This is a genomic window from Spirosoma litoris (assembly GCF_054776755.1).
On record NZ_BAAHBI010000002.1, the window covers coordinates 88,629 to 101,985 of the forward strand.

9 protein-coding genes are annotated in these 13,357 nt (G+C 47.0%); 6 read left to right on the plus strand and 3 right to left on the minus strand.

Annotated features, from left to right (window positions below):
- Positions 1-69 precede the first annotated feature (69 nt).
- Positions 70-3,180 carry an efflux RND transporter permease subunit gene (locus ACYVGR_RS01220; protein ID WP_460953256.1) on the plus strand — a complete coding sequence of 1,037 codons (3,111 nt, stop codon included), beginning with the start codon at positions 70-72 and terminating at the stop codon, positions 3,178-3,180.
- A gap of 611 nt (positions 3,181-3,791) precedes the next feature.
- Positions 3,792-4,142, plus strand: coding sequence for a hypothetical protein (locus tag ACYVGR_RS01225; RefSeq protein ID WP_460953258.1), 351 nt, complete (start codon positions 3,792-3,794; stop codon positions 4,140-4,142).
- 104 nt (positions 4,143-4,246) lie between these two features.
- Here the strand turns inward: ACYVGR_RS01225 and ACYVGR_RS01230 are convergent, their stop codons facing one another.
- Positions 4,247-4,510 (minus strand): hypothetical protein, encoded by a 264-nt coding sequence (locus tag ACYVGR_RS01230; RefSeq protein ID WP_460953260.1) that lies wholly within the window; start codon positions 4,508-4,510, stop codon positions 4,247-4,249.
- 571 nt (positions 4,511-5,081) lie between these two features.
- Here ACYVGR_RS01230 and ACYVGR_RS01235 point away from each other — a divergent pair.
- Both ACYVGR_RS01235 and ACYVGR_RS01240 read left to right on the plus strand, forming a co-directional pair.
- A complete protein-coding gene (locus ACYVGR_RS01235) occupies positions 5,082-7,961 on the plus strand; it encodes a PAS domain-containing hybrid sensor histidine kinase/response regulator (RefSeq protein WP_460953262.1) in 2,880 nt (959 codons plus the stop codon).
- Positions 7,962-7,998: 37 nt separating this feature from the next.
- The gene (locus ACYVGR_RS01240) at positions 7,999-8,406 is read left to right on the plus strand and encodes a VanZ family protein (protein WP_460953263.1); all 408 of its coding nucleotides are present in this window, start codon (positions 7,999-8,001) and stop codon (positions 8,404-8,406) included.
- Positions 8,407-8,447: 41 nt separating this feature from the next.
- Here the strand turns inward: ACYVGR_RS01240 and ACYVGR_RS01245 are convergent, their stop codons facing one another.
- Together ACYVGR_RS01245 and solA are read right to left on the minus strand one after the other, a co-directional pair.
- A complete protein-coding gene (locus tag ACYVGR_RS01245) occupies positions 8,448-8,807 on the minus strand; it encodes a hypothetical protein (RefSeq protein ID WP_460953265.1) in 360 nt (119 codons plus the stop codon).
- Positions 8,808-8,912: 105 nt separating this feature from the next.
- A complete protein-coding gene (gene solA / locus ACYVGR_RS01250) occupies positions 8,913-10,076 on the minus strand; it encodes an N-methyl-L-tryptophan oxidase (RefSeq protein WP_460953266.1) in 1,164 nt (387 codons plus the stop codon).
- Between the two features lie 263 nt (positions 10,077-10,339).
- On the opposite strand from solA, the gene ACYVGR_RS01255 reads away from it, so the two are divergent.
- Entirely contained in the window at positions 10,340-12,778 is a 2,439-nt protein-coding gene (locus tag ACYVGR_RS01255; RefSeq protein ID WP_460953268.1) for a PAS domain-containing protein, read from the plus strand.
- Between the two features lie 129 nt (positions 12,779-12,907).
- A complete protein-coding gene (locus ACYVGR_RS01260) occupies positions 12,908-13,351 on the plus strand; it encodes a response regulator (protein ID WP_460953270.1) in 444 nt (147 codons plus the stop codon).
- The last annotated feature ends 6 nt before the right edge of the window (positions 13,352-13,357 follow it).

Below are 13,357 nucleotides of genomic sequence, written 5' to 3' on the forward strand. Positions count from 1 at the left end.
GCGAGGAGCAGGGTGCATAGGGCAGGGCTAAAAACCGTGCTCCATGCACCCTGCCCCGCGCCCATTCCCATGAATAAATTCATTCGTAACATAGTCGGTTTTTCGCTTAAAAATCGATTCTTTATTTTCTTCATGACCCTGGGGTTGGTCATTGCAGGTATATATAGCTACCTACATACCCCGCTTGAAGCCTTCCCCGACGTCACCAATACCCAGATTATTGTGGTAACGGAGTGGAATGGCCGCTCTGCCGAAGAGGTGGAACGATTCGTGACCGTGCCCATTGAGGTTGCCATGAACTCCGTTCAGCGGAAAAGCAATGTTCGGTCAACGACCATGTTTGGTTTGTCGGTTATGAAAATCATTTTCGACGATGGTGTCGATGATTTCTTTGCCCGACAACAGGTCAATAACCTGCTCCGTAACGTGTCGTTACCCGAAGGTGTCGACCCAGAAATACAGCCTCCCTACGGTCCAACGGGCGAAATTTTCCGATATACACTCGAAAGTAAAAACCGCAACAGCCGCGAATTGCTTACGCTACAAAACTGGGTGGTTGACCGCCAATTACGAAGCGTACCGGGTGTTGCCGACATCGTTGCGTTTGGCGGACGCGATAAGATTTATGAACTGCGAGTCAACCCAACTCAACTGACCAAGTACGATATTACACCCCTGGAAGTGTATCAGGCCGTTACCCGCAGCAACATCAATGTGGGGGGCGATGTTATTGAGCGCAACAGTCAGGCCTATGTGGTACGCGGTATTGGGTTGCTGACGTCAATTCAGGACATTGAGAATATTCTTATTGAGGAAGTCGGTGGCAATCCGGTGTTGGTCAAAAACGTGGCCGAAGTTGCGGAATCGAACCTGCCCCGCGTCGGGCAAGTTGGCCTGGATACTAACGACGATGTGGTGGAAGGCATCATTGTGATGCGGAAAGGCGAAAACCCCAGCGAAATTCTGAGTCGGGTAAAAGCGAAAATTGAGGAACTGAACACACGTGTATTGCCATCCGATGTGAAGATGGTAACGTTCTACGACCGCGACAACCTTATTGAGTTCTGTACCCACACCGTTTTGCACAACCTTACGGAAGGCATCATTCTGGTAACGGTCATTGTTTTTCTGTTCATGGCCGATTGGCGCACTACGCTCATTGTGTCCATTATTATTCCGCTGGCACTGCTGTTTGCGTTCATGTGCCTGAAATTGAGAGGCATGTCGGCAAACCTTTTATCGATGGGCGCGGTCGATTTTGGTATTATCATCGATGGTGCCGTCGTGATGGTCGAGGGGATTTTCGTCTCACTGGACCACCTGGCTCATCGTATGGGCATGGAGCGCTATAATCGAATGGCTAAACTTGGCTTAATTCGAAAAACAGGTGGTGAATTGGGCAAGGCGGTGTTCTTCTCCAAACTAATTATTATCACGGCGTTGCTCCCCATTTTTTCGTTCGAGAAAGTAGAAGGTAAGATGTTTTCACCCCTCGCCTGGACATTAGGTTTTGCCTTACTGGGTGCGCTCTTATTTACACTTACCCTGGTGCCCGTCTTGTGCTCCATGCTCTTACGGAAAAACGTTCGGGAGAAGAACAATCCCATTGTCAACTTCTTCAATCGCATTGTGATGGCGGGTTTTGGCTGGTGTTACCGTCACCGCCGGATTAGCCTGGTTGGGGCAATTGCCTTCATGATCGCTACGTTTTTCTCGTCGACACTACTCGGCACCGAGTTTTTGCCCCAACTTAACGAAGGCGCCTTGTGGGTAACCGCCGAGCTACCGATGAGTATGTCACTACCTGAAAGCGTCGATATGGCCAAAACCATTCGGCAAGATCTGAAGACATTTCCCGAAGTGAAACAGGTACTCTCGCAGGTAGGTCGTTCCAACGACGGCACCGACCCGAACGGTTTTTATTTCTGCCAGTTCCAGGTAGACCTGAAACCCAAAGAAGAATGGTCACGGAAGATCAGCACGGAGCAACTGACCGACGAGATGGATGCTAAGTTGAAGAACTACGCGGGGATTCTCTACAACTACTCGCAACCAATTATCGACAACGTGGCTGAGGCTGTAGCGGGATATAAAGCCAGTAATGGGATCAAAATTTTTGGGCCGGATGTGTACGAACTGGAAAAATATGCTAACCAGGCGATGGCGGCTGTTCGGGATGTTGAAGGCATCAAAGACCTGGGCATTATTCGGAACGTAGGCCAGCCTGAACTCAGCGTTCTGTTTCATGACCACAAGATGGCTCTCTACGGCGTTTCGACAGCCGATGCGCAGGCCGTAATCGAAATGGCAATTGGCGGAAAAACGGCCTCCATTTTGTACGAAGGCGAACGCAAGTTTGATATCCGTGTCCGGTTTCTGCCCGAGTACCGTAAAAGCGAAGAGGACATTATGCGCCTGATGGTGCCGACCATGAGCGGAGGCAAAATCCCCTTAAAAGAGATCGCCAGCATCCGGCAAATTACAGGCCCCGCCTTTATCTATCGCGACCTTAACAAACGGTTCATCGGCGTTAAATTCTCCGTACGTGGTCGTGATTTGGGCAGCACCATTGCCGAAGCACAGCAACGGGTACTTGCCAAACTTCAACCCGCAAAAGGGTACTCGGTAGAATGGGTTGGGGAGTTTGAGAACCAGGTGCGGGCTACTGGCCGGTTAGGGCAAGTCGTTCCGATTAGTATTGCCGCCATTTTTGTTATTCTGTTCATTACTTTCGGCAATGCCAAAGACGCTGGTCTCGTTCTGTTCAATGTTCCCTTTGCGTTAATTGGCGGTATCCTGGCTCTCCATGTAACCGGCATGAATTTCGGGATTTCAGCGGGGGTTGGCTTCATTGCGTTGTTTGGGATTTGCGTACAGAATGGCGTTATCCTGATTTCGGTCTTCAACCAGAACCGAAAAGACCGAATGCCACTCGACGAAGCCATTCGGGAAGGTGTTCGATCACGGATTCGCCCTGTCGTCATGACGGCCCTTATGGCAGCCATTGGCCTTTTACCCGCAGCTATTTCAACCGGCATTGGCTCCGAAACGCAAAAGCCACTGGCCATTGTTGTTATTGGAGGGTTGATAACGGCAACCGTGTTAACCCTACTCATTTTCCCAATTATCTACCGACTTTTTAATCGGCACCACATTCACCGACTGAGTGATTTAGACTAGTATAATTACGAACAAAGTAATGCTTTCATCTTAGTCGTTTTCGTGATTGAGGTTCTTGGGTTCCATGCAAAAAGCCAACTTCTCTGGAGGTTGGCTTTTTGCATGGAACCCTGTCGGCTTTGCAAGTGGCCATTGCCCGATTTCCCTTAGGTAGTATCTGATCAATGCTGTTCTGTTTGTTCTATATTTTTAGGCTACCCCATCTGTTACCGATATTGCTAAAGTAACAACTAGATGACCTTTTATACTTAGCTACTCTTTCGCCTAAACGTATCTTAAAAAAATCCTATTCAACTAGTTGCTACATAAAGAAAGGGAGGTTTATAGTCACTTATAACTATGTTTTGTTACGTTCAATAAATTTCATGTCAGTACACATAACAAAGAGATACCTTTGTATCAACCATTCATCGTAACCTGCACTTATGAAATCAAATTACCTCCTGCCAGTCACCTGGCTAACCGTACTTTCTATATCCTTCTGTCTTTTTCTTCTCGCCTTGAAGGGTCTTTGTCTTCTTATTTTCATGCAGATAAATTAAGTATAAATACTTAATTTAATTTTACCATATATACTCAATTAACTTTATCGACTATTTCATCATACAGCTATGAAAATCTCATATGGTCCCGGCCAATATTGTTCTTCATTACCTGTGAGCTGCACAGGTTCGCTTTGGAAAGGGTATGGGGGCTGGCTGCTTCATACTTGCTCGTTTTTAGTCGTAGAAGCTACTCGTCGACGAAGCCGGGTAGTGAGCACTGCCTGCCAGGCAGGCCCGATCTCTATTGACCGCACAATACGAAACTACCAGTCTAACTCCGTTGTCAACCCGTGCGCACCTATGTTTTCGGTACAACCAAAATCATTCCAATTAACGAATGCTGCCCGACTATGGCCTGTGGCAGTGAGTAGGTCTAATGCTGCATTTTTCCCGCGCCACCAGTTAATTGCTTCTTAGTGGTATTGCCCAATAGACATTGCCTCTCTACGTGTGAATAGTATACGTAGAGAGGCAATGTCTATTTTATCAATCTGGTATTCGGTTAGGCCATTTCGCTCTGGCTACGCATGCCCCGATCTCAACAGTTGCAGCGCTTCTACTAGCTCAATACGCTTTCGGGTATAATACACCAACTCCTGAGCGGCATCGGTATGCATGGTCTCGTCATCTGGAGAAGCACCATCGAGGGTAAACAACTCGATAGTCTCATATAACTCATCGATTAGAGCATCGCACTGTTTTATCATATCCTCCAGTAGCTTTCTCTGCTGGTCAGCATTCGGATTTATTGCGTCATTAGGCTGCCCCATCGTTTTAGTAATCATTAGGCCTTTTGCTTAGAACCGTGCCACGGCTCTAAGCAAAAGGCTACGCTGGTTTATTTAACAGCGTGAATGTTTATCTTGATCAATTCATAAAAGTTCTTCAGTCTTTACTACCAGCACAGATAGCAAGACTTTCCGCAACAAAGGCCTAAAACCGGGAAGTCATCAACAAAACATAAACTTAAAAAGAAATAATATACCAATTAAAACATACAAAATTAAATAACGGTCATTTTTATATATTTTTGGTAACAAAAAGAGCCACTTGCTTATTTTGCTACCTATTGGGGTGATCGTCAATTTTAAGTCTCGAAAAGCCTGATGGACACCGCCATTCGATTTAAATCAATTGATGGATAAATGACAACAATCAGGCGTGCCGAATAGTCATATCGATTACCCTGACGACTATCATGCGATTAACCTTTTTTATACGGTTAGCAACACAAAACAATATAGTACTATCGTACACTCATTATCCATACTTTCGCGCCATTACCAGCATTCATCCGCACAGGCAGTTCCCAACAAGAGTTGACCTCCTTCAATTTGTTAGTGTTAATGAATAAATATGAACTCGTTTGAACCTACCCAGCGCCGATTGAACCGTCTTAAGCGCCAGTTGGTCTGCCAGAAAAAGGAACAACGACGGGTTGAGCGGCAGTTGAAACTAAAGTCGTTACGCCTTAGCCAATCGGAAGAGCAACAAAGGCTGCTGAACGATGCGTTGAATCAACAACTAAAAATTAACCTTGAGCAAGGTCAGCAAAGCGAGTACCAGTATCGTCAACTTATCGATTCGGCTCAGGATATCATCTTCAAGATTTCGACCGAAGGTTACTTCACCTTTACCAACTCGATGGTGGAGAGTTGCTTGGGCTATACACAAACTGAATTGCTTGGCCGGCATTTTGTCCATTTGATTTTACCCGACTATCGAGCCGAAGTGATCAACTTCTACCAAACAATGGTTCAGTCTGGGCAAGAAGCTACGTACATAGAGTTTCCGGTACGCGCTAAAGATGGCACAACCGTCTGGATTGGGCAGACGGTTGGTCTGGTAAAGGATGCGCAGCAAGTACCCGAACTGGTAGCGGTGGCCAGAGATATCACCCAACGAAAGCTTACCGAAGACTCGTTCCAATTGACCCAGGCCCGCCTGGAATCGCTCATTACCAACCTGCACAGCGGTATTTTGGTAGAAGACGAGCACCGAAAAATTATCCTGATCAATCAACTATATTGTGATCTGTTCAGCATCCACCAATCATCCAACACATTGATTGGCAAGGAATTCGTTTCAGTAGCCATCCCTCCTGCCCTTTTGTTTGCGAATGCGGAACAGTTCTTCGAGCGGATGGACGAAATTGTCCGTAATCAGGTAGCCATCCGAGATCAGGTAACGCATCTGGCCGACGGGCGAGTACTGAAATGGGATTACATTCCAATCTGGTTGGACGGACACTACCGGGGCCAGCTTTGGAAGTACGGCGATATTACGCAGAAATACCAGGCAGACGAGCGTATTCGACGAAGCGAAGAAAAGTACCGAACCATCATGAATACGATGGAACTGGGCTTGCTCGAAGTTGATAACGATCAGACAATTTTACGAGCCTACGATCGCTTTTGCCAGATGCTAGGCTATAGCCAGGATGAACTGGTCGGCAAAAACGCGGCCGATTTGCTGGTTCATCCTGAGTTTAAAGAAGAACTTAGTCGGCAACAGGTGCAACGCGGACAAGGTCAGACAGGCTCCTACGAAATGGCCTTAATGCGGAAAGATGGCAGTCGTATTTGGGTACTGGTCAGTGGTGTTCCTATAGTTGACGAAACTGGAACGCTGGTTGGGTCTATGGGGATTCACTTTGACCTGAGCGAGCGTAAGCGCCTTGAAGAAGAACTAGCCCTGGCCCGACAAATCGCGGAGGATGCCCGACATACCGAAAAGCAGTTTCTGGCCAACATGAGCCACGAAATCAGAACGCCCCTCAATGCCATCCTGGGCTTTTCAAATCTACTGGAAACCACGCTGTTAGATACGGAGCAAAACGAGTTTGTCAGTTTCATCCGAACCGCAGGCAAAAATCTGCTCAGCATCGTCAATGATATCCTCGACATCTCCAAAATTGAAGCGGGCATGTTGCCGCTAGAATCCATTCCGTTCAGCATTCCTTCGCTGGCAGATTCGATTCGAACGATGCTTCATTCGGCGGCTACCGAAAAAAATCTGTGGTTACTTGTCGAAACCGACCCTACCCTACCACCGGTTGTTCTAGGCGATCCAACACGACTCACCCAGATTTTGGTCAACTTGCTCAACAACGCGATCAAATTCACACAGCACGGTGGTGTTCGGGTACGCATTGAAAAAAGAGCCATAACAGCCGACTCCGTACAGGTACGTTTTAGCGTGCAGGATACAGGCATTGGCATGGCTGCCGATATCCTCCCCTTCATTTTTGAGCGATTCCGTCAGGCCAGCGATTTTACAACCCGCTATTATGGTGGTACAGGCCTGGGGCTGAATATCGTTAAATCACTTGCCGAAATGCAGGGCGGCTCCATTAGCGTTTCCAGCACACTTGGCGAGGGATCATGTTTCACGCTGGAGATTCCTTATCGAATAGCCGCTACTCAAATCGATCCGATTGCTGAAAGGTCAACTGTTGCTCTAAACCCAACGTTCTCCGATCTGCGCATTCTGATTGTGGAAGATAACCTGATGAACCAGAAATTGGCGCTTCAGGTCCTCAAACGATTGGGCTACACTGCCCAGCTAGCCGAAAATGGCCAACTGGCTATTAACAGCCTGCAAATGAATGATTTCGACCTAGTGTTAATGGACATCCAGATGCCGGTTATGGACGGATACACAGCCACTCGCTACATCCGAAATACATTGTGCAAGAACGTGCCAATTATTGCGATGACCGCTCATGCCCTGGCCAGCGAACGAGAACAATGCTTACAGGCCGGTATGAACGACTTTCTGCCGAAGCCTTTCCAGGTGGAGGAACTACAGCGCATTTTACGAAAATACACACCCTTGCATTATACAGAGCAACATTCATCCGTTAAACCCAAAGAAGAGATAGCGCCAAAGCCAAGCTTCTCGATGGAGATTTTATTGAGCGCTTTAGATGACGACCAGGAGTTTGCCGCTGAAGTTATGGAGTTGTTTTTGGCGCAAACTCCAGGCGAGATTCAGCAGATTCAGCAGGCACTCGAAAAAAACGAACTGACTACGATTGGTGGAATTATTCACGCGCAAAAAGTAGCGTTTCAAATGTTCGGATTGACCGAAATGGTCCAGTTAAGTCAAACCATAGGTGCCCGAATAACGAATAAACAACCTGTTAGTGAAATTGAACCACTCGTTCATCAATTTATACGAACTCTGGAAGCAGAACTACCGGCCATACAGTCTGCCCTGGCAGCCATCGGTTAATTAGTAACGGGACGAACAACCTGATTATGGACTTTCTATGCGTTTAATTTATATAATGCTCATTATTGGTACGGCCCTAATTCTGTATTTAAGCTGGCAACCCAATTATCATTTTAAACACATCTGGTTCATTCCGGGCTGGGTATCTCGCTGGACCGATGTTCACGCCCACGGCAACATTCGTACGGCCATTCCCTTCGTTTTTATGGGCCTTGTTGCCGGTTTTTTACCCACGTCTACTCCCCGTTCTTTATTCAATTGGTTGGTATTATGGCTGATTCTGATCGGGATTGTTACCCTGGCCGAAATTGGCCAATTGTTAATCCCTTCCCGTTATCCTAGCGTTGAAGATATTGGTTGGGGGTCAGTAGGCGCTTTTGTAGGGCTGGGGACTGCCTTTATAGTGGTGAGCGGTATAAGAAAGTTAAAGTCCCAGAATAAATAACTTAACGAACTGATCCTCAACTAAGGTAGCCTGTTAACGGGCTACAGTTCTCTCGTCACACGCTCATTATATAAATCGAGCGCTCGATCATCCTTAACATTTGGCCCGTAGGTCAGGTCCATAAGGGCTGCCCATTTACGATCGCCAGTAGCGGCTGCAAATGCTTCAAATCGTAGTTCCGCCGAAAGCCAGGCAATAGGACAGGCCATATCTTCGGTCAAGGCAATAGCAACGAGTGAGTCATAGACATCGCGGGCGTAAGCTTCGTTAGGCGTTGACGACCACAAGCTTGTGTAAGCCTCGTAAATATCCTTTACCTGACTGGCAGTTGCCCCCCAAAAACCAATAAGCGGCTGGCTGATGGAAGAATAAACTGTACTTGTCCGTTCGTTGAGAATCATAGATGACTTTTTCTTGAAAATACATCATCAATCATGCCAAGAACGTTCTTTCTGATGTGCTGTAACCTCATTTATTTTGTTAGTAAACCATATTCAGAATAGTGCCTATTTGCCAGCAAAATGGGCTAATTGAAACGGCTGAATATTAAACCCTGTTTGCCCCACTAAGGCTAGTTCGGCTAGAATTTGGCCCACAGCGGCCGAGTGTTTAAACCCATGTCCCGAACAGGCTGATGCCAACAATACATTCGGATAAGTTGGATGCTGGTCGATAATAAAATCCCCATTGGGTGTCATGGTGTATAAACAAACAACCGATTTAACACACGTTGGACCAATACCCACAAAATTAGGGGCCACATGTTGCTCATACATGGCCTGTGTCTCGGCCTCACTCACCAAGCGATTCACAGTCTGGGGTGAAGTTGACTGCTCGTATACTTCTGTGGCCAGTTTAAGCCCACCCATAGGGCCGCTGATTGCCGGAAATCCATATACTTCCCGATCGCTCAGAATAAACACGGGCATGCGGTCGGGCGTATACAGATGATAGTCAGATTCAATGGCAAACCAGTACAGAACCTGCCGATGCACCCGAAGAAGATCCTGATAAGGAGTGTTTCGAAGGGATTCGGTTATCCAGGAGCCGGTTGTTAGAATTAACTTTCGTGTTCGATAGGTAGCTTGGTCGGTTTGAACGATTACAACATCTCCCTTCGATTCCATTGACAGCATTCGTTCATTGGTACGAATAGTAGCGCCATTTCGCTGAGCCTCAGCCAGCTGTGCTGATATACAACGCTCTGGATTCAGGAATCCGGCTTCGTCTTCGTAATAACCAATGTCATTCGCACGAAATCGAAACTGAGGAAACTCTCGTCGCAATGAATCCGTATCCAACAGGCGATGCGCAATACCAAACGACTCCGCAGCCTGTATGGTTGTTCGAAGCCAGCCGGGTTTATGATGCATCTGGCTATTGGATTGCGCATCGCCAACAAACAATCCGCCCGTTATGGTCAGTAGATTCTCCCCGGTGTTTTGTTCGAGTTCTCGCCATAGTTCATAGGAGCGCAACGCGAGTGGAACAAAGTGAGTCCCTTCACCAATTGCCTGGCGTGTAATTCGGGTTTCACCATGCGTTGATCCGTGGGTATGGGGCGGAACAAACTGATCAATTCCTAGTACATGTGAGGTTTGTTTGGAGAGTTGGTAAAGTGTAGCGCTTCCCATGGCTCCTAGCCCAACCACCATTGCATCCAAAATCATAGCTAAAAACGTCTGTTTATATTGACTAACAAATCTGCATCAGGACACTTTTCGGCCCTGTTTTTTTACACATAAACATCTGTTTTATTGACTCTTCCGGCCTTTCCTGGTTGTTACCAGACAACACCGCAATTGTGGTGTAAAATGGTACTAAATCGCTAATGCAGTAAGGAATATCGACCAGTTTTCCATAAACCTAAAACCTTCATTTGGTCTATCTGGTTAAAAACTTCAATCAAGTATATGTAATCACCGATGAATCAATGACCGACGAGCAAAAGCCCTTCGATCAAGGTCTATCTGCCGAAATTGAACACTTACGATTTAGGCTACAGGCTGCCCGAATAGGCACCTGGGATTTTAACCCTGCATCCCAGCTTTTTTACGGGAACCACCGTTGCCAGGAGTTATTTGGCTTCCTGGATACGGAGACAGTCACCCTTCAGCAATTGTTTGAACATGTTCATCCCGATGATCGGAAACGGGTAAATGAATTTATGCAACAAATGCTTACGACACCATCCGATGAACTCGTTGAGATTCAGTTTCGTGTTTCTGATGCCAGCAACCCACCATTGCGCTGGTTGCAGTGCGTAGGTAAAGCTTATTTTGACCAGCAAGGTGCCCCTCTACGGCTTTCGGGTATTGTGCAGGATATTACGGCACAGGTTCAACAAGGGGAGAATTTGGCAACCTCCGAACGGCTTAATCAATTAGCAGCCGAAGTAACTGATGTGGCAACCTTTCAGCTTCGGCTGGCCGATGGTCACCTCGTTTACCAGCCTCAACTGGCCAGAATTCTGACCGGGCAGGAAGATCGTCAGTTTGATCAGCATACGCTGGTTAATTTCATCCATCCCGATGATCGTCCTATTCGGGAGCGAGCTTATGCCGACGGATTACGGACGGGTAAAATTCGGTTCGAGGTTCGATTCATTTGGGCTGATGAATCAGTTCACTGGATTCGTATGCAGGGCATATATATCAACGATGCCTCCGGGCAACCCCAGGAGGTAGTTGGCCTTGTACTCGATATTACGGAGCAGGTTCTGACCCGGCAGCGCCTTGAAGACAGTGAAGCCAGAATGCGCAGTATCGTTGAGAGTGCGCCTTTCCCTATTGGTGTTTATGTAGGGCGGCAAATGCAGATTCAACTGGCAAACCAATCCATTAAAGATGTATTTGGCAAGGGTGATGATGTCATTGGCAAATTATACCCGGAGCTACTGCCCGAATTAGCGAACCAGAAAATCTTTGAGCAGTTGGATAGTGTCTATACCACTGGTATTCCTTTCCACGCCAAGACCCAGCGCGTAGACATCGTTGTAGATGGCAAATTACAACCCTATTATTTCAACTATAGCTTTACCCCTCTGTACGATGCTTCGGGCAAAATATACGGGGTAATGAACACCGGTGCCGAGCTAACCGATCTGGTTCTGGCCAAACAACAGGTAGAGAAAGCCGAAGCCTCACTGCGTGGTGCCATTGAACTGGCCGAACTTGCCACCTGGAGCATAGAGATCAAAACGGGCATCTTTACTTTTTCTAAGCGGTTTATGGACTGGCTCGGTTTCTCCGAAGCAACGAAGACGATGGATGAAGCGTATAATCCGCTACCCGACGAGTATCGGCAATCGGTTGCGGATGCGATAGAAGCTGTTATCCAACCGGGCTCATCGGGACTTTATCGAAATGAGCATCCAATTATTAACCGACTAACAGGACAGGTACGGATTATAAGCACGCAGGCCCAGGTATTTTATGATGACGCTGGTGAGCCAATAACACTCACAGGCACCGCCCAGGATATTACCGTACAACGCCAGCTACAGATTGCCCTTGAACATCAGGTACAGGAGCGCACCGAAGAACTGGAAGCTGCGAATGAAGAGTTGGCGGCCATCAATGAAGAATTGGCCGCCACCAATGAGGAATATGCCGCCACCAACGAAGAATTGGAAGAAGCGAATCAATTATTTAGCCGCTCCAACGATAACCTACAGCGATTCGCTTACGTGGCCAGTCATGATTTACAGGAACCTTTGCGCAAAGTGCAGCAATTTGGGGATCTCCTGAAGAGTCAATATGCCACTCAACTCGGCGACGGTATCGGTTATCTGGAGCGTATGCAGGCAGCCGCCAGCCGCATGTCAAACCTGATCAAAGATTTGCTGAGTTTCTCCCGAATTTCGACCAAGCAGGATGCGTCTGCCCTGGTCTCTCTGAACAGTGTACTCAACAATGTGATTAGCGATCTGGATTTGCGTATTCAGGAAACTGGAGCCTTGGTAACCGTTGATCTATTACCCAGAATTCAGGGCGACAAATCACAGCTAGAACAATTGTTCCTGAATTTACTGAGTAACGCCTTAAAATTTCGTCAGCCCAACACAGCGCCACTAATTCTGGTCAAGGCCAGGACGGTACCGGTTAATGAACTTCCTCCTTCTATAAAACCCGCGCGCCTGACACCGAATTACTACCAAATTGACGTTTCAGATAACGGAATTGGTTTTGATGAAAAGTATGTAGATCGTATCTTTCAGGTTTTCCAACGATTGCATAGTAAGAGTGAGTTTGCCGGAACGGGAATTGGCCTGGCAATCTGCGAAAAAGTAGTGGCTAACCACGGAGGGGCTATTACAGCCCATAGTAAACCAGGTCAAGGCGCTACGTTCAACTTATATTTTCCAATATAAAAACACGTTTAACGATTCACAAACCAGAATTAGTTTGAGACTACAAATACGCTAGGTTATAAATCACTAAAACCCAGAATAATTAATCGACACGCATCGGTAGCCATCACATCTGTATCACTAGCTAATATGTCCAGCCAGTTCCCTATTTTATTGGTCGATGATGACCCTAATGTTGCCGATATTCTGAGTAAAGCCGCTAAAACAAGCTTCGCTGAGGCCTCGTTTATTCACGTAAGCACTTTCGAAGAGGCAAAACGGTATATAGAGGGCTTGGAAGGACGAGGACCCAAAATTGTTTTACTAGATATCGACTTACAGGATAAAGTGGATGGATTGGATTTCCTAGCTTTACTTCGCGCCCATCCTAAAGGTCGTATTCTGCCTGTTGTTGTCCTGTCGGCGAACCAGACAGCCCAGCTCGTGGAGCGAGCTTACATGTTTGGGGCATCTTCATTTACGGTTAAGCCGTTCAGCTTCTCTGACTGGAAGACCTATCTGAGCAACTTAAAAATCTACTGGGCTGATACCGTTACCCTCCTGGATGTCAGGCACTCTAATGACGAGAACTGATTATGC